General features: G+C 45.2%; 18 protein-coding genes. 9 read left to right on the plus strand and 9 right to left on the minus strand.

The window, feature by feature from the left end; translation table 11 throughout:
- Positions 1 to 48: 48 nt before the first annotated feature.
- From NG798_RS06760 to NG798_RS06770, 3 genes are all read right to left on the minus strand, one after another.
- Positions 49 to 237 (minus strand): CsbD family protein, encoded by a 189-nt coding sequence (locus NG798_RS06760; protein ID WP_261221310.1) that lies wholly within the window; start codon positions 235 to 237, stop codon positions 49 to 51.
- A gap of 114 nt (positions 238 to 351) precedes the next feature.
- Complete coding sequence (locus tag NG798_RS06765; RefSeq protein WP_261221312.1) at positions 352 to 984, minus strand: molybdenum cofactor guanylyltransferase; 633 nt, start codon at positions 982 to 984, stop codon at positions 352 to 354.
- 12 nt (positions 985 to 996) lie between these two features.
- Positions 997 to 1,221: a DUF167 domain-containing protein gene (locus NG798_RS06770; RefSeq protein ID WP_261221313.1), complete on the minus strand. Its 225-nt coding sequence runs from the start codon at positions 1,219 to 1,221 to the stop codon at positions 997 to 999.
- Between the two features lie 374 nt (positions 1,222 to 1,595).
- Here NG798_RS06770 and NG798_RS06775 point away from each other — a divergent pair, with 374 nt between their 5' ends.
- Together NG798_RS06775 and NG798_RS06780 are read left to right on the plus strand one after the other, a co-directional pair.
- Positions 1,596 to 2,867 carry an MBOAT family protein gene (locus tag NG798_RS06775; RefSeq protein WP_261221315.1) on the plus strand — a complete coding sequence of 424 codons (1,272 nt, stop codon included), beginning with the start codon at positions 1,596 to 1,598 and terminating at the stop codon, positions 2,865 to 2,867.
- Positions 2,868 to 2,869: 2 nt separating this feature from the next.
- Positions 2,870 to 3,829 (plus strand): DUF459 domain-containing protein, encoded by a 960-nt coding sequence (locus NG798_RS06780; RefSeq protein WP_261221318.1) that lies wholly within the window; start codon positions 2,870 to 2,872, stop codon positions 3,827 to 3,829.
- A 3-nt stretch (positions 3,830 to 3,832) separates the two neighbouring features.
- On the opposite strand, the gene NG798_RS06785 is transcribed toward NG798_RS06780, so the two are convergent.
- Positions 3,833 to 4,537 carry a triacylglycerol lipase gene (locus NG798_RS06785; protein WP_261221320.1) on the minus strand — a complete coding sequence of 235 codons (705 nt, stop codon included), beginning with the start codon at positions 4,535 to 4,537 and terminating at the stop codon, positions 3,833 to 3,835.
- Between the two features lie 9 nt (positions 4,538 to 4,546).
- Here NG798_RS06785 and NG798_RS06790 point away from each other — a divergent pair, with 9 nt between their 5' ends.
- From NG798_RS06790 to NG798_RS06805, 4 genes are all read left to right on the plus strand, one after another.
- On the plus strand, positions 4,547 to 5,014 hold the full coding sequence (locus tag NG798_RS06790) for an NUDIX hydrolase (protein ID WP_261221321.1): 468 nt from the start codon (positions 4,547 to 4,549) through the stop codon (positions 5,012 to 5,014).
- A 271-nt stretch (positions 5,015 to 5,285) separates the two neighbouring features.
- On the plus strand, positions 5,286 to 7,052 hold the full coding sequence (locus NG798_RS06795) for a cell envelope integrity protein TolA (RefSeq protein WP_261221323.1): 1,767 nt from the start codon (positions 5,286 to 5,288) through the stop codon (positions 7,050 to 7,052).
- Positions 7,053 to 7,258: 206 nt separating this feature from the next.
- Positions 7,259 to 9,082: an aspartate kinase gene (locus NG798_RS06800; protein WP_261221325.1), complete on the plus strand. Its 1,824-nt coding sequence runs from the start codon at positions 7,259 to 7,261 to the stop codon at positions 9,080 to 9,082.
- 71 nt (positions 9,083 to 9,153) lie between these two features.
- Entirely contained in the window at positions 9,154 to 9,534 is a 381-nt protein-coding gene (locus tag NG798_RS06805) for a DUF4346 domain-containing protein (RefSeq protein ID WP_261221327.1), read from the plus strand.
- Positions 9,535 to 9,625: 91 nt separating this feature from the next.
- On the opposite strand, the gene psb32 is transcribed toward NG798_RS06805, so the two are convergent.
- A complete protein-coding gene (gene psb32 / locus NG798_RS06810) occupies positions 9,626 to 10,348 on the minus strand; it encodes a photosystem II repair protein Psb32 (RefSeq protein ID WP_261221329.1) in 723 nt (240 codons plus the stop codon).
- Between the two features lie 130 nt (positions 10,349 to 10,478).
- Between psb32 and NG798_RS06815 the strand changes: the two genes are divergently transcribed.
- From NG798_RS06815 to NG798_RS06825, 3 genes are all read left to right on the plus strand, one after another.
- Entirely contained in the window at positions 10,479 to 10,718 is a 240-nt protein-coding gene (locus tag NG798_RS06815) for a hypothetical protein (RefSeq protein ID WP_261221330.1), read from the plus strand.
- 133 nt (positions 10,719 to 10,851) lie between these two features.
- The gene (locus NG798_RS06820) at positions 10,852 to 11,673 is read left to right on the plus strand and encodes an SDR family oxidoreductase (RefSeq protein ID WP_261221332.1); all 822 of its coding nucleotides are present in this window, start codon (positions 10,852 to 10,854) and stop codon (positions 11,671 to 11,673) included.
- Between the two features lie 74 nt (positions 11,674 to 11,747).
- Positions 11,748 to 12,038, plus strand: coding sequence for a hypothetical protein (locus NG798_RS06825; RefSeq protein WP_261221334.1), 291 nt, complete (start codon positions 11,748 to 11,750; stop codon positions 12,036 to 12,038).
- A 65-nt stretch (positions 12,039 to 12,103) separates the two neighbouring features.
- On the opposite strand, the gene NG798_RS06830 is transcribed toward NG798_RS06825, so the two are convergent.
- The 4 genes from NG798_RS06830 to NG798_RS06845 all read right to left on the minus strand — a co-directional run bounded on the left by NG798_RS06830 (position 12,104) and on the right by NG798_RS06845 (position 15,819).
- Positions 12,104 to 12,589 carry a gluconokinase gene (locus NG798_RS06830; protein ID WP_261221336.1) on the minus strand — a complete coding sequence of 162 codons (486 nt, stop codon included), beginning with the start codon at positions 12,587 to 12,589 and terminating at the stop codon, positions 12,104 to 12,106.
- A gap of 171 nt (positions 12,590 to 12,760) precedes the next feature.
- Complete coding sequence (locus NG798_RS06835; protein ID WP_261221338.1) at positions 12,761 to 13,264, minus strand: hypothetical protein; 504 nt, start codon at positions 13,262 to 13,264, stop codon at positions 12,761 to 12,763.
- A 164-nt stretch (positions 13,265 to 13,428) separates the two neighbouring features.
- The gene (locus NG798_RS06840; RefSeq protein ID WP_261221340.1) at positions 13,429 to 14,283 is read right to left on the minus strand and encodes a GGDEF domain-containing protein; all 855 of its coding nucleotides are present in this window, start codon (positions 14,281 to 14,283) and stop codon (positions 13,429 to 13,431) included.
- Between the two features lie 264 nt (positions 14,284 to 14,547).
- Entirely contained in the window at positions 14,548 to 15,819 is a 1,272-nt protein-coding gene (locus NG798_RS06845; protein WP_261221341.1) for an HhoA/HhoB/HtrA family serine endopeptidase, read from the minus strand.
- Positions 15,820 to 16,515: the final 696 nt, after the last annotated feature.

Raw genomic sequence — 16,515 nt, forward strand, 5'->3', positions numbered from 1 at the left:
AATGTATCACTTGCTGGAAAAATTGGCAGGATTTGTGTTGTTGAAAACTTAAGCGCGGTCAATCATCTCTTTAGCGCTATCTTTCATATCTTCTTTTGCGTGCATAGCGGCTGCTTGTTCTTGTTTGACTTGACCTTCAATTTTATCTTTAGGGTCGCCAGTTATTTCGCTCGCAGCTTCTTGAATTTTTCCTTCTATATTTTTTGCCACCGCAGCGGCTCTTTGTTCAAGGCTCATTAGACTCTCCTGGTGTTTTTTTTCACCGCCTAGAATCATTCAACTTAAACACAGCTTAAATCTTTGTCTGTTTGCTTGCCATCCCCCTTTAGTTTGAAAAACTTTTTCCCCACCTCAGCCAAAAGAAGGACTATTATCTGTAGCGACTTGCTGCAAATCTGCCGCTGTGTTGCAATTAAATAATATCTGCCGGTCAGCTAAAGGCAATTCTTGCACCGGCACCGTTTGCAACCATCCTTGAAAAGACCGGCCCCCTTTTTTAATATACTCCTCCATTAAAACCGTACACCGGCGCCGGTAAAAACCACAAAGCGGTTGCCATCCTCTCTCATCTTTTGGCAAAAAAGCCATCATTTCTTCAGGAGAATTTACCAGATAATTTAACCAACCTTCAAACACATCTAAACGCAAATTAGGCAAATCACAAGCCAACACCAACACCCACTCATACTTACTTTCCACCACATCTAAACCTTGCAAAAGACCAACCAAAGGCCCATGAGTTTCTGTCGAGCCAAAAAGCGGTTCCTCTCGCACAAACTGGCACTCTTTGGGTAAAATTTCTTGGTAGCGTTCCGGCCAAGGCGTAACCACATAAACACTCTCACAAACAGCCGCCGCAATATCAAAACAATGGCGAATCATAGCGATGCCTTTTGGAGCCAGCAAAGCCTTATCTTGACCCATCCGTGAACTTTTCCCACCGGCCAATAACACCGCACTTAAGCTGATATTAGTTTGTGGCATTTCCATAGATTTTTAATCCTCTACCTCAATAAGTTTGTTTCGAGAAGACAAACCGGCTTTGATAGTAATTTGAGATTTGCGTAACTCAAACTTTTCTGCCAAAACCTCAATTAATTCTTGATTCGCTTTCCCATCCACCGGCGGCGATTTCAAATACACAGTTAAACTGCCATCCGCTTCTTCTTGAATTGCTTGTTTTTTAGAATTGGGTTTAACCTTGACTGTAATTATACTCATAGGATTTGCCGCTTACGGTTTCAGCAACAGACGTTTTTATCTTGCTATAGTATAGAACATTGTCAATATTTCGCAATCGGCATTTTCTCTTTCCACCGCCTTAAATGTAAAAGCCTGTGCTAAACTTGCTTTATTCTTTTGCTAATAGAAACCCGCTTTCTTAAACAAACCGGCTTTCTTTAAAACCTCACTTCCTTGAAAAAAAGCGTATTTTAGCTAATTCTGGCATCATGTTATTTCCCACTTACCAATTTTTAATCTTTTTTATCTTAGTTTTTTCCTGTGCTATTTTCTTCAAAAGCAAAGTTTTTACCTATAAACTTTTCTTGCTGGTAGTTAGCCTCATCTTTTATTCTTTCTGGAGTAGTTGGTTTTTGGCACTTCTCATTACAGATATGCTCATCAACTACAGCTTACTCAAACTGCTCTCTGTTAAGCAAACTCACAGAAAATTGATTTTAATTCTCACGATCACACTCAACCTTTTTTATCTCGGAGTCTTTAAATACTTCAACTTCTTTGCTGATTCCTTATTTGCCTTTCTCAATTCTCTTAATCTGCAAACAAGCTTTCCAATAATTCAAATTATTGCTCCCGTTGGCATTTCATTTTATACCTTTAGAATCATTGCTCAATTCCTAGACTGCTACCACTATAAAATTCTCTGCCCAAACCTCATAGATTATAGCATTTATATCAGCTATTTTCCTCAAATTGCCTCCGGGCCCATAGCTAGACCCCTTGAATTTTACCGACAACTTAACAAGCCAACAAAATATAACTATGAAATCGCCGACGTGATTGTTTTAATATTATCAGGCTTATTCAAAAAATACACCCTTTCCAGCTTTTTATTTAACTTTACTCAACTTCCCTTCAGAACACCTCAACAATACTCAAGCCTAGATTTAATACTTGCTAGTTTTGCTTATACCGGCTTAATTTATACTGACTTTAGCGGCTATTCCGACTTATCAAATGGCATCTCTTGCTTACTTGGATTTAAACCAGTTCCTAACTTTAATATGCCTTATCAATCGCGTAGCCTCCAAGAATTTTGGCGCCGGTGGCACATTAGTTTATCCGAATGGTTACGAGATTATTTATATATCCCTTTAGGTGGAAACCGCAAAGGCAAAACTCGTCAACTATTCAACTTATTTTTAACCATGTTAATCGGAGGATTTTGGCATGGGGCCGGTTGGACATTTATTATTTGGGGAAGCTTACACGGAATCGGCTTAATTGTCAATCATCTCTGGAAAGAAACCGCTAAAAAACTTCCTTTCAAGTCTGAAATTTTCGCCAAAATTGCCCCTCTAATTAATTGGTTAATAACATTCCTATTCATTACATTTACCTGGATATTTTTTAACGCCGTAAGCTTAGAAACTGCTGGCCTATTTATCAGCGGTATCTTTACCTCTCCCATCAAAACTATTCAGTTTAACTATTGGCAACTCTACGCCTGTTTAGCCTTAATTTTAGCCCTAAACTTTTATGGCGATAAATTTAGCCATCTCTTTAAACAAACCTTGAACCGCAGCCATATCATCATTCAGATTGCCATAATATCGCTTTGCACCTATACTATTCTCAAATTGGGGCCGAGTACCGTTCCACCATTTATTTATTTCAATTTTTAATCATGTTAAAAGACGGCAAATTTTTACTCATCACTTGTGCAGTTATTCTGACCTTAATTTGGGTAGATTTTCCTTGGTTTCTCAAAAGCTTAGTTTCCCAAAACTTAGCCAACGAAGAAATCAAACAAACCGCAGAAAACATCAAAATTGAAGGATTCAGAAACCAAGAACAACAATTCTGGAACAACATCAAAGAATTGAACTCTGAACCAGAAGAAGAACCCTTACCAGAAACCCCCATTGAAAAAGTCGAAACCACCCCCTCCAAAAAACCAACAAACACGCCCAAAACAACAAAACCACAAAAACCCTACAGAAGATTTTTATTTGTAGGAGACTCAATTATCTATGAAGTAGCCATAGCTACTCAAAACAACTTAATCGCCAAATATAACATCAAAAGCATCAAATTAGATTATAAAATATCCACCGGCCTAAATCGAATTGACTTCTATAACTGGTATGATCGCACCAGCAAACTCCTCAAAACTTATAAACCAGATGTATTAGTAGTAATGTTTGGAGGAAACGACGACCAAGACATCAGAGACTTTAGCGGAAAATACAGAACAGCACTCACAGAACCTTGGAAAAAAGCCTACCAGCAAAGAGTAGACAAATACGCCAAATTAATCAGCGCCTCCTCTGTCAGAAAAGTTTATTGGATCGGCCAACCAATCACCAGCAGAACTCGTTACAACACCTTTTTCCCCATCTTCAATCAAATTTATAAACAAGTCAGCCAAAATTACCCCAAAATCGAATTTATCTCAACTTGGGAAATTCTCTCAGTCAAGGGAAAATTTGCCCCCATACTCCCCAACAAAACCGGCAGAAAAGGCTACATCAAAACCGCTGACGGAGTACATTTTACCCCACATGGTGCCGGTATAGTAGCAGACACACTAATCGGGGAAATGCAAAAAGACAAAATCCTCAAAACACCCCCCCAAAAAAAGTAAAAATTACTGCAAAAACTTCGCCCACAAAGGAATAACAGAAGCCGAACCATACCACAAACCAACCCGTCGAGGAGAATGCAAAACCCCATCCAAAATTAAATTTTCCGCCCCCTCCAAATGAGCAGCCTCAATAGGAGTAATACCATCCCCCCAACAATTTCCCACACCCACCGTCAAAGAATAACTATTGTAAGCCAACAAAGCCCCCGGACGACGCGCCCCAAACATCCCCTTACCAGCAACACAAATATAGCGAACACTCTGATAAAAAGCCCCCGGATAATTATCATTAACAAAATCCAAATTTTTCCGAGTCCAGCGCTCATACTTGCTAAAATGAGGAGTACCCAAAGTCACCAAACTAGCCACACAAGAAAAAGCCCCCCATAACCCCGCATCTTCCAAAACATCCCCATGAATAACATAAGGCTTTTCTCCCATATAAATCCGCGAAATCCAACCCCCAGCCGAATGACCAATTAAATTAACTTTTTCACTTCCAGACTCTTGCAAAACCCCCTTAACCGTTGCATCAAGTTTCCGCAAAACCGGCACCAAAGACCGGCCCCCCACAGTCGGCCACCAATCACGCCGGGTTAACGGTACAGTCACAGTCGGAAACCCCAAATCAATCAAACAATCTTGCATTTCGCGGTATTCAGAAGCACCCGCAAAAAAACCTGGTAAAATAACAATTGGAAACACCATTTTTAACCTATGCCTCGTGAAGCCACACCGACATCCTATTATGCCTTTGTTATCGTTCAAAAAGACAACAAATTTTTACTCATTCAAGAATTGCGGTATCAACAACATTGGTACTTTCCGGGGGGAAACGTAGAATTTGGCGAAAACATATTAGAAGCAGCAAAACGCGAAACCCAAGAAGAAGCCGGCATCCCCATCACCCTTGACGGCATCCTTCAAATAGAACACACAACCCTCCCCAACCAAAACATGACCCGCCTGCGAGTTTTTTTGAGTGCCCATCCCCAAGACAACACCCCACCAAAAACCTATGCAGACGAACACTCCCTTGGCGCCGGCTGGTTTACCCTCGAAGAAATCAACCAAATGCCCCTCCGCGAAAAAAACCTGGCAGAACTGTGTAAAAATATCTCCCAAGGCCGGCAAATCTATCCCTTAGACCTATTGACATTCAAAACCCAAACCGATAACCTTTAACACTCATAACAGTCAAAGCAACATCAACCAAACCAACCCAGTCAACAAAACAAAGCTTCCACATAAATAATAATGTAGAAGCAATCCCCCCCATAGTTGACCCTACCCCAGACGCAAACCGTCAAAACCAAAATTAAAACTCGCAATAAACCCAAACATAGATTTAAAATTTTTCAGAAATTCCCTGATTTTCCCATCGCCTAAGAATAGTTCAGATATAAAACCCCTTTATTGACACCCACGCTTCCAAAAACCACCACTTATACAAATTATGACGAGCACCCTCCCCATCCTCAACTCAGTTCGCAGCGCTATCCTGCAACCCACCACCATCGCAATTGCCGCCTCCGTTGGTCTGCACGGCGTGCTCGGAATCACTTTGCCGGTGTTCTCCTTTGGCAACAACAACCAAAACGAAGGCTTCAGCAAAGTACAAGTTGTCCAGCTAACCCCCGAAGAACAAAAACTCCTTGCCACCGGCCAAAACCCCTACAGCCTCGCCCCTCTCTCGCCCCTCTCCTCCAACTTCAAACTCCCCTCCATCCCCTTACCGCCCAGCTTGCCACCCCTAGCCGGCGAAATACCCCCCAGCTTATCGCAGCCCTTACCCCCGATCCCCGACATCCCGCCCCTCCCCCCAATACCAAGCTCAACCACCGGCCCCCTCCCCGCCCTCAGCTTTCCCAACCTCAGCATTCAACCAAACCCAACCTTAATTAACCCACCCCTCCCCAACTCAAGCTTCCCATCCAACTTTGCATCAAGCTTCCCCTCCAACTTCCCCTCAACATCCTCTTACAATTCCAGCTTTCCCAACGTTCCCCAAACCGGCAGTTGGGATCAATTGCCACCCCCACCCCCCGCAACAGCCCTCGGTTATCCAAGCCTCAACAACCCCAACTTCCTCCCCAACCTCACCCCAGCCGATCCCACCAAAAACCCCTTTCTTGACACCACAGTGCCAACCGACATAGGCAGCCCCAAAACACCCCCATCCAACCTCCAAAACAGCCCCGCAGGCAACCGCACCCAGTTAGCTACTCGCATCCAAGAAAATCAAAAGAAAATGCAGGCTTTGCTTAACCAGCAAAGACAAGCCCAAAACACCAACATCGATCCCACCCAAGTACGCAGAGACGTGGGAATCATCGCCTTGCAAGCCGGCTTCAACCAATTCGAGCAAGCCAAACAGCAAAACCCCGAAATCACCTACGGCGCCAACGCCCCCACCATCAACGTTGAGCCACCTAAATCAGCCGCCTCACCCGAAGAACCCCGCTATGCCGTCGTAGCTGTCACCACAAACAGCAACGGCGAAGTCACCGATGCCAAACTAACCGCCTCCTCTGGAGATCCCGCCATCGACGAAGCCGCCCTCAAAGCCGCCAGACAGCAAACCTATCCAGCCACCGGCAAAGACACCTTTTACAATCAGCCAGTCATCTTTGGCAACAACACCCCACCCACACCCCAACAACCAGCAACCCAACTTCAACCCCAACAACCAACAACCCAACCCCAACAACCGGCACCTTTAACACCACCGGCAACCCAACCAACTCAACCGGCACCTTTAACACCACCGGCACCTTTAACACCACCGGCAAACCAACCAACTCAACCGGCACCTTTAACCCCACCGACAACCCAACCCCAACAACCGGCACCTTTAACACCACCGGCAACCCAACCCCAACAACCGGCACCTTTAACCCCACCGGCAACCCAACCCGAACAACCAAGCACACCCCAACCCACCGAAACCACCCCACCCCCATCTGAACAACAAAACCAACCAACCCCAACAGAAACCCCCGCACCCCCCCAACCCACCGAAACCCCAACCACCCCCGCACCCGAACAACCGGCCAGCAGCCAACCGGCCCCAACAACGGGCACAGCCGCCGACCTCCAAATGCCTACCTGGCTGCCCCCAAGCGTCAGCCAAACCCCCGCACCCGCACCCGCACCCGCACCCGAAAACAGCCAACCAGCCACCCCAGCCGCTCCCCCACCAAGCGAACCCGCAGCCCCCTAAACCCAGAAACCCGGTTTCTACACGAAACCCAGAAACCGGGTTTTTTCAAAAATGATTGTAAATAAAAACAAAATAACCCTACACAAAAAACCTAAAATGTGGTAAGAATACAAGCTTATGCAAAATGGGGACAGAGCAGTGGTCAACCGGCATCCCCAACCCCCAACCCCCCCTCGCCAATCGCCAATTCCTAATCCCCAATCACTATGGCCTTAATCGTTCAAAAATACGGTGGAAGCTCAGTCGGCACAGTCGAGCGAATTCAAGCAGTAGCCCAAAGAGTCATCAAAACAGCAAAAGCCGGCAACCAATTAGTCGTAGTTGTTTCAGCAATGGGCAAAACAACCGACGGCCTCGTAAAACTCGCTCAAGAAATCTCCCCAAACCCAAGCCGGCGAGAAATGGATATGCTGCTGTCTACCGGCGAGCAAATCTCCATTGCCCTCCTCAGCATGGCCCTCCAAGAACTCGGCCAGCCCGCCATCTCCCTCACCGGCGCCCAAGTAGGCATCGTCACCGAAGCCGAACACACCCGCGCCCGCATCCTCAACATCCAGACAGAACGCATTGAACGCCAAATCGAACAAGGCAAAGTCGTCGTAGTCGCCGGCTTCCAAGGCATCAGCAACACCACCGACCTCGAAATCACCACCCTCGGACGCGGCGGTTCCGACACCTCCGCCGTCGCCCTCGCAGCCGCCCTGCGAGCCAATCGCTGCGAAATCTACACCGACGTCCCCGGCATCTTCACCACAGACCCCCGCCTCGTCCCCAACGCCCAATTAATGGCCGAAATCACCTGTGATGAAATGCTCGAACTCGCCAGCCTTGGGGCAAAAGTCCTCCACCCCCGCGCCGTTGAAATCGCCCGTAACTACGCCGTCCCCCTCGTCGTCCTCTCAAGCTGGACAGAAGACAAAGGCACCCTCGTCACTTCACCCCCCCGCGTTGGCCGTCCCGTCGAAGGCTTAGAACTTGTTTACCCCGTCGATGCCATCGAATTTGACACCGACCAAGCCAAAGTATCCCTCCTCCGCGTCCCCGACCGGCCCGGTATAGCCGCCCGTTTATTTGGCGAAATAGGCCGGTGTAACCTAGACGTAGACCTGATTATCCAATCCATCCACGAACTCAACACCAACGACATCGCCTTTACCGTTACCAAAAACACCCTCAACTCAGCCGAAGCCGTCGCCTCAGCCATCGCCCCAACCCTTCGTTCCCAGCCCAGCGCAGCCGAAGAAGCCGAAGTTTTAGTCGAACGCAACATCGCCAAAGTCAGCATCGCTGGTGCCGGCATGATCGGACGTCCCGGCGTCGCCGCCCAAATGTTCCAAGCCCTCGCCGATGCAGAAGTCAATATCCTAATGATTTCTACCTCAGAAGTCAAAGTTAGCTGCGTCGTTGAAGCTGAACGAATCGACCAAGCCATCAGCGCCCTCTGCAAAAGCTTTGACCTCAGCACCTCTCCCATCGTAGGCTCACAGCCCCCCTCCCCGCCCTTGATCGCCTCCCCGCCCTCTCCCCCAGTGCGTGGCGTCGCCCTCGACATGAAACAAGCGCGTTTAGCCATTCGCCACATCCCCGACCGTCCGGGCATGGCCGCTAAGATTTTTGTCCTCTTAGCGCAAAAAAATATTAGCGTCGATATGATTATTCAATCCCAGCGCTGCCACATTATCAACGGACTACCCACCCGCGATATCGCTTTTACCGTCGCCCGCACCGATGCTGAAGACGCCCGCAAAATCTTAGAACCTCTCGCCGCCGAGTTAGGTTGCGCTGAGGTGGTTGTTGACACCGCTATTGCTAAAGTCAGTGTCGTGGGTTCAGGCATGATCAATCATCCGGGGGTAGCAGCACAGATGTTTGATGCTTTAGCAAAAGAAAAAATCAATATCCAAATGATTGCTACATCAGAAATTAAAATTAGTTGTGTAGTCGATGAACAAAGCGGCGTCAAAGCTTTACAAGTCATCCACGAAGCTTTTGAGTTGGCAGGAACCACAAAAATAGAAGTGCCGGCTTAGTAGAACCATGCTCTGCCTACCGGTTTTTTTTGGTGGGCATAGCCCACCCTACCCAGATAGGAAAATTTACCATGACTTCAGCAGACAACATTACTGCCATAGACCAGCAACTTTCTAAACGCCCTTTAGAATTAGATCCAGGCGGCTATTTTCTTATTTATCTCGATAAAGAAGCCGGTTTAATTTGTGCCAAACATTTCAGCAACACCATCAATGAAAAAGGTTTAGCTGTCGATCCCGAAACCGGCCAAGTTATCCCCGCACGCGGCAAAGTTGAACGCACCCATAGCGAAGTTTTCACCGGCAGAACTGCTAAAGAACTCTGCGTTAAACTCTTGGAAGAAACCAAACCAAGCCCTGTAACCATGCTCGATCACGCCGCCTATCTCGGTAGAGAATTTGTCCGCGCCGAAATTTGTTTAATCAACGGCCAGGATTATATTCAAGATTAATTTGTCATTCGTCCTTTGTCCATAGTCATTAGTCATTAGTCAAAGGACAAAACAAATAACCAATGACCAATGACCAATGACTAATAACAAATTACGAAAAACCTTGATACCAGAAATACGTCACCATTGGGATAACCGTTGCCGCAATTAACAACACCACCACAACAATTGTCGAGTTACCCTGATCAGTTTCTTCGGCCTTTTTAAACGTGCGTTCCACATTTAAAGTATCAGCAACCACGCGCGCCCCCGGATCAGCTTCTCCCGACAACACCGCTACCAACCGATCAGCAGCATCCAGAAAAGCCTGATTATATTTATCGCCTTCGCGCAAAGGCACCATTAAAGTTTCCTGTGCCACACTTTCGGCAATTTCATCAGACAAAATAGACTTCAAATCATCACCCGTGCGAATTGCCGAAGTATTTTTTGTTGTATCTAACACCAACAAAACTTGATTAGCTTTCGCTTCGCCTGTCGGAAACCATTTATCAAAAAGCTTATCAGCAAACGTCTCAGCCGTTTCGCCATAATCAAACCGTCGCACCGTTACAAATCGCACCTCAAAGCCTGTTTCTTTTGCCAGCTTATCCAGTTTAGTGCTAATACTTCCTTCGTTAATGCGGCTAATAATCTCATCCTTATCAATTACCCAAGTCGGATCACCCGCCGCCAGACTAGGAATTTCATAAACGCCTGTTGCCAAAGCCGGTAGTCCTATCAACTGAGTCGCTACCACTAAAACAACGATTGACAAAATCAACCGAATATGATAAGGCAGCCGATGCTTTACCAAAGTGAAAAGCTGCTTCATTGCCAAAATCCTTATAATTGCTTGTTACCAAAAAATACTACAGAACTTGCCCACAAAACACACCAAAGCCGAAGCTAATCATGCTAGGGTGAGGATAAAGGGATTGTCGGCAGATTGTGGAGACGAGGTTATGAGTTCACCAGAAGTTTACAACGGCTGGATTATTAAAGCCCAGCAAGTTTACTGCGTTGACATCTGGGACGGAAAAGGCAACCATCGCGTTTTAGTCCCACACGCCATATCCGAACGCGATGCCATATCCCAAGCAAAGCGCTGGATAGACCGGCAAAAAGAACCACCAGAACTCACCGGCGATCCTGAAATCATCAACCCCGATGACGAGCCACCTTTTGATGATATTCCATTCTAAGCAAATGGGGTCATGGGGAATAACTCATCGGCAAAGCGTCACAGCAGTAATCAACAAAAGTTAAAATTTCTCTCAAGCTTATAATTTAGCCAAATTAACCTCAGACCCATTCGCCACTTTCACCACAATGTCGATGAACATTACCATCCTTGGCTGTGGATATGTCGGAACTGCACTAGCAAAACTCTGGCAAAATACTGGTCACAACCTAACCCTCACAACTACAACGCCCGAAAAAATTACCTCTTTACAGCAAATTTCCCCCCAGGTAAAACTGGTCAAAGGCAGTGATTTTGATGCCATAGTTTCGGCACTAGAAAATCAAGAAGTGGTAGTTTTAAGTGTCGGTGCCCGTAGCCTAAATTCCTACCGCCAAACATATCTTGAAACCGCCCAGAACTTAGTTTTAGCCGCGCAAAAAGTCAAAACCCTAAAACAGATTATATACACCAGCAGCTATTCAGTTTATGGCAACCATAACGGCCAGTGGGTAGATGAAGAAACACCCCTTAAAACCGGCAATGAAAACGGCCAAATTTTAGCCCAAACTGAACAAGCATTAATCGAAGCTGGATCAGAAAATTTAGCAGTTTGTATTCTCCGACTCGGAGGAATTTATGGCCCCGGAAGAGAAATAGAAAAAATATTTAGTTCCGCCTTTGGAAAAACCCGTCCGGGGACAGGAAAAGACATCACCAACTGGATACACTTAGATGATATTGTCGGGGCAATCGAATATGCCAGAAAAAACCGGCTCAACGGCATTTACAATTTAGTTAATGATGCTTACCTAACCAGTCAAGAACTTTTGGATGGCTTATCACAGCGTCACGGCTTACCCAACGTTTCCTGGGATGCTTCTGTTGAGTCGCTTCGGTCTTATAATGCACGAGTTGCCAATAGCAAAATAAAAGCAGCAGGATATCAACTTATCCACCCTCAAACTTTATCCTAATTCAGCGACCTTTACAAACAAAACCTCGGCATTCTCAGCGTATTTCATCCATTAATTAGCATTTTTTTAAGGGTATGAAACCAGCAGAAACCTACAAAAATTGGATTCTCCAAACTCAACAAACTTTTTATGTAGAAGTGTGGGATGGCGGTGGACATCACTACATCCCCGTCCGCAACGCCAAAAGCGAAGAAGAAGCCTTAGAAATGGCAAAATCTTGGATAGACAATTATGAGGAAGAAATTAACAGTTTTAGCTGTATGGAAACTATCGGCGACCTCAGCACAGACAGCTACTCTGAAGAAATATCTTCTTTTCCCTGTCTCGAAAGCATCGGCGACTTCCCCGACGAAGATGAGTTGTAATTTTTATGGTTAAATAGCCCTTCTTTGGTGGCTTTTTCCCCTTTTAAACTCGGCAAAAAAATTCTCTAAATTCCCAAACTTTTCTTGATTTCAGCCACAATAACTTCCGGCGGTTCACCGGCATCTACACACAGCCCCTCTTGCGGTTCCTCAAGAGTCTCAAACTGACTGAACAATAAATTACTTTTCATATAATGATTTTGCCGATGCGTGAGGCGTTGGTTTATTAAATCAAACGAACCTTTCAAATAAACTAACTTTATTTTTTCTGCATCTGGCTGCAACAATTTTCGGTAGGAATCTTTTAACGCTGAACAAGCTAAAACAACATTTTTATCTTCTTTTAGCCAGCCATCAATCGCCGTTTGCATTTTCTCAATCCAAGGCAAACGATCTGCATCTAAAAGCGGAATTCCTAGGCTCATTTTTTCGATGTTGGCCGGTGGGTGAAAATCATCTGCATCGCTAAACTCCCAGCCTAAAGATTTTGCCAATAAGTTCCCAATTGTTGATTTTCCCGCTCCCGAAACTCCCATCACCAAAATAATCATAGAATTGTAGATTTTAGATTCTCCTTTATTTTAAAGGAGATTCGGAAAATCTTTTCTTTGGGTTTTCCCCCTTAAATCAGCATCCACTTATCCCCCCCTGAAAAAGGGGGGTTAAAAGCGGTGTCTTTCCTATAGGCGAAGCTGCAAACTACAGGCAAAACTCACCCAAAATTAAGGAATTATAATCGTACCTTCCGGGGTAATGTTGACATTATTGGGAGTAGTTGTGGTCGAGCCTGGTTCTGTTGTTGTCGTACCGGCAGGGTTAGGCGTCCCAGGGGAAGTTGTGCCATTTGGAAACGAACTCGGTGCAGCACCCTCAGTGCCATTCGGCGTTACCGTCGTGTTATTGGTGCCATTGGGAACCGCACTAGGGCCAGGAACCGGCGTTCCACTCGGTGCGATCATGGTGTCAGTAGGAGTCGTTGAATTAGGCGGGTTAACAAAAGTACCCGAACCCGTATTGCCATTCGGAACTGCACTAGGGCCAGGAACCGGACTCCCGCTGGGCATAATAGTAGTGCCGCTGGGTGTAGCGCCGTTGCCGGTATCCTGTGTGGAATTACTCGGGCTAGTTGTAGTTTGAGAGAATGCCGGCATCCCGTAAAAAAAACTGCTGCCGGTGACTAAAATTACAGCACTCAGCCTGAATAAATTGGAGTTTTTCAGTTTCATAAATCCCATCTCCCACGGTGTCCTAGAGAAAATATCTCAAGATTTCGTAAGAGTTCAGCTTACAACTATTGCTATTTTAAAAAACCCCTCAACGGGAATAATAAATGGCTTCATCTTCCCCTATCTACAGATAGAACTTCCAAGTCTGGACGAGTTTTTTATTCCTAAGTCTGCTCGTTTTCAAAGCGTTCATGCTTAACCAAATTTTTGCCGTTATGCTTGACGTAATACATCAGGTTGTCCGCTCTTTCAATCAAATCTTCTACAGAATTTGGCGCTTTAATAAACGTCACCGCCCCAATACTAAATGTAACCTGCCATTGATGCTCTTGCATTGCTTCCTGCAAACATTTTTGAACTCTATCTAAAACAACTTGAGCCTGTTCGTAAGCTGTCTCCGGCATCAAAATTGCAAATTCATCACCACCCATCCGAGCGAGCAAATCCGTTGAGCGAATTTTTGATTTAATAGTTTTAGACAACAATTTTAAAAGCTCATCTCCGGTTTTATGACCGAATTGATCATTGATTTTTTTAAAATTATCCACATCCAAATAAGCAATAGTTAAGCAATAACGGTAACGTTGCGCCCGCTTAATTTCAATGTCCGCAAATTCAAAAAAGAAGCGGGTATTAGCAACCCCCGTGAGAAAATCAGTACGAGCAAGTTGCTTTTCTCGCCGCAGAGAGTTCTGCAATTCTGAAAGCAAATAAGTTGTTAATAAAAAAAAGCTTAATCTTACCGCTGTATTCCAGCAATAAATCCCCGCATTGACAGGAATGGGATAATCTGATAAATTCGCAGCCCACCATAAAACCGAACTGACAACGGACATAAAAAAACCATAAAACCGGCCGGCAAACCAAGTAACTATAGAAATGGGAACCAAATAAAAAATCGATAGAGAAAGATAATTTTTGATAGTCCAATCAAGCCAGAAAATGACCGCCAGCAAGAAACCGGCCAGCAACATCGCTTGAAGAGGCGAAATATTTTTGAAAAACGGGAAAATTTTCACGGCTCAAAAACTCCAAAAATTTGATTCTCATTAACGCTATCCACAAAAAAGTTTAAAAAACCCTCCTAAACCATGAGGTGCTGTAGCCGCATTCTCATCTTTCGAGCAGTCACAACATTAAGCTGGCTAGATAGTTGCTAAAAACAGAAAAACCTATTTTAGAGACATAATTTCTAATTAAAACAAAAAAAAGGATGGGTTATGCCAAACCCACCCAGACCTACTGATTGCAAACTTTATACTCAACGATGAAACGTTAAAATCTTACGGCTCCTGTTGTTCCACCGGGAAAGTGGCCGCTTGCACAGCCACCGTTAAACTTTGTCCATTACGGCCCAACTCTACAGACAATTTAGATCCCACTTGACCTTTTTCTACCACCTGCTGAACCGTAGAAGCATCAAGAGTCGGTGTCCCATTAATTTTTTTAATCACATCACCCGCGCGCAAACCGGCCTTCGCCGCCGGAGAATTAGGCATCACCCGGACAACCAGAACCCCCTTATCCTCATTTACTGTTAAACCAGAATTAGGGTTACTATTAATTTCTTGTTTAAGTTCTGGGCTAAGGGTCACCATTTGAACACCTAAATAAGGATGCTGCACTTTACCCGAAGCGATCAACTGATCGGCAATGCGTTGAGCAGTAGCAATAGGAATAGCAAAACCCAACCCCTGGGCTCCATTAATAATCGCCGTATTCATACCGATCACCTCACCCGCTGCATTGAGGAGTGGCCCGCCCGAATTGCCCGGATTAATTGCCGCATCAGTTTGAATAAAGCTAACCCGTTTATCAGGAATTCCGACTTGAGAACTTAACCGGCCGGTAGCGCTAATAATTCCCACCGTCACCGTATTATCTAAACCCAGAGGATTGCCAATAGCAATTGCCCATTCACCCGGTTGGAGTTTTTCCGAATCACCAACTCTCACCACCGGCAAATTTTGGGCTTCAATTTTCACCACCGCCACATCCGTAACCGGGTCAGTTCCCAAAACCCGACCTTTAAAACTGCGGCCATCTTTGAGAGTAACTCGTACCTCATCCGCACCAGCTACCACATGAGCATTCGTCAAAATTTGACCATTAGAATTAATAATAAAACCCGAACCCGAACCCCTTTGAACTTGCCTTTGGGGAGGCACCGGCACACCGCCAAAGAACTCACGGAAAAACGGATCATTAAAAACCTCTGGTACTTCAGAAGTAACCGTTTTAGAAGCATCAATACGCACCACAGCCGGCCCGACACTTTCCACCACCGGTGTCACAAAATTAGAGCCATCAGCACTCAAAGGCAACCGTGATTGAACCGGACTTGCAATAGCTTGTGCCAGAGCCGGTCTTGTCTGCGGCATAGAAGCATGGCTAAAAAAATAATAACTGCCCGACCAAGCAATAGCAGCACCCAGAAGCATAGTTGATAAATAGCTCACCGACTGTTTCCAATAAAAATTAGGCTTTGAAGATTTTAATTCCACAGTATTAGATTCGGCAGAAACCTTATTGACATCTTGGGGTTGTGTGTGCATTGCTCTCACCTGTCACAAAAATAGTCAAAAAACCGACCTTGGAGTGCTAAGAGAAGACCTAAAAAACCTCTCTCCAAAAAGGTTTAGTCTGAGTTGCTTGCCAAAGATTTTAGAGAGTAGCCTTTTGCAATTTAATGCTCAGGCAGAGTAGGAATTGCTCTTTGCACTCATCGCTAATTTTAGCCGATTATTATTAATTTAGACAACACTTATGACAACGCTGTGACAAATTTATCGCAAAAACGTGAAAAATTTGCCAACGACAGCAGAGAATTTTAGGAAACAGAGAGTCAGGAATTTTGGCTGGCAAGAACATAAAGCGAGGACAATCAGAAACCAAGCAAGAGGCATTCATTGAACATTGCTGGCAAAAAACAAGGCGAGAAACAAAAGCCAAAACCGTGAGCCCAGACAAAAAACAAGTAGAAACCTTGGTAAAATCAGGATATAGTAGGTAGCGAAAACATCTTATTTTAGGCGTGCCGGTGAAATAGAGACGGCCTCCTATTGTACAATTTTGCCACCAACTGACATTAAGTAGGAATTTGCAGAGGCAGCAGCGCCCCCGCTGGGGGTAAAAATGCCACAAAAGCCCTACCCAAAGCAGCCAAAAAAACCCTCACTCAACGATATAAAAGCTCACATCTACCAAGCCATGCAGCGCCAAACCGCTTAACGAACAGCCTAAACGTTAGC

This window comes from Ancylothrix sp. D3o (genome assembly GCF_025370775.1).
Lineage (GTDB): Bacteria > Cyanobacteriota > Cyanobacteriia > Cyanobacteriales > Oscillatoriaceae > Ancylothrix.

Coding starts and splice junctions, on each gene's coding strand:
- NG798_RS06760 (WP_261221310.1), bottom strand. CDS start 237: ATGAGCCTTGAACAAAGAGCCGCTGCGGTGGCAAAAAATATAGAAGGA.
- NG798_RS06765 (WP_261221312.1), bottom strand. CDS start 984: ATGCCACAAACTAATATCAGCTTAAGTGCGGTGTTATTGGCCGGTGGG.
- NG798_RS06770 (WP_261221313.1), bottom strand. CDS start 1,221: ATGAGTATAATTACAGTCAAGGTTAAACCCAATTCTAAAAAACAAGCA.
- NG798_RS06780 (WP_261221318.1), top strand. CDS start 2,870: ATGTTAAAAGACGGCAAATTTTTACTCATCACTTGTGCAGTTATTCTG.
- NG798_RS06785 (WP_261221320.1), bottom strand. CDS start 4,537: ATGGTGTTTCCAATTGTTATTTTACCAGGTTTTTTTGCGGGTGCTTCT.
- NG798_RS06790 (WP_261221321.1), top strand. CDS start 4,547: ATGCCTCGTGAAGCCACACCGACATCCTATTATGCCTTTGTTATCGTT.
- NG798_RS06795 (WP_261221323.1), top strand. CDS start 5,286: ATGACGAGCACCCTCCCCATCCTCAACTCAGTTCGCAGCGCTATCCTG.
- NG798_RS06800 (WP_261221325.1), top strand. CDS start 7,259: ATGGCCTTAATCGTTCAAAAATACGGTGGAAGCTCAGTCGGCACAGTC.
- NG798_RS06805 (WP_261221327.1), top strand. CDS start 9,154: ATGACTTCAGCAGACAACATTACTGCCATAGACCAGCAACTTTCTAAA.
- psb32 (WP_261221329.1), bottom strand. CDS start 10,348: ATGAAGCAGCTTTTCACTTTGGTAAAGCATCGGCTGCCTTATCATATT.
- NG798_RS06815 (WP_261221330.1), top strand. CDS start 10,479: ATGAGTTCACCAGAAGTTTACAACGGCTGGATTATTAAAGCCCAGCAA.
- NG798_RS06820 (WP_261221332.1), top strand. CDS start 10,852: ATGAACATTACCATCCTTGGCTGTGGATATGTCGGAACTGCACTAGCA.
- NG798_RS06825 (WP_261221334.1), top strand. CDS start 11,748: ATGAAACCAGCAGAAACCTACAAAAATTGGATTCTCCAAACTCAACAA.
- NG798_RS06830 (WP_261221336.1), bottom strand. CDS start 12,589: ATGATTATTTTGGTGATGGGAGTTTCGGGAGCGGGAAAATCAACAATT.
- NG798_RS06835 (WP_261221338.1), bottom strand. CDS start 13,264: ATGAAACTGAAAAACTCCAATTTATTCAGGCTGAGTGCTGTAATTTTA.
- NG798_RS06845 (WP_261221341.1), bottom strand. CDS start 15,819: ATGCACACACAACCCCAAGATGTCAATAAGGTTTCTGCCGAATCTAAT.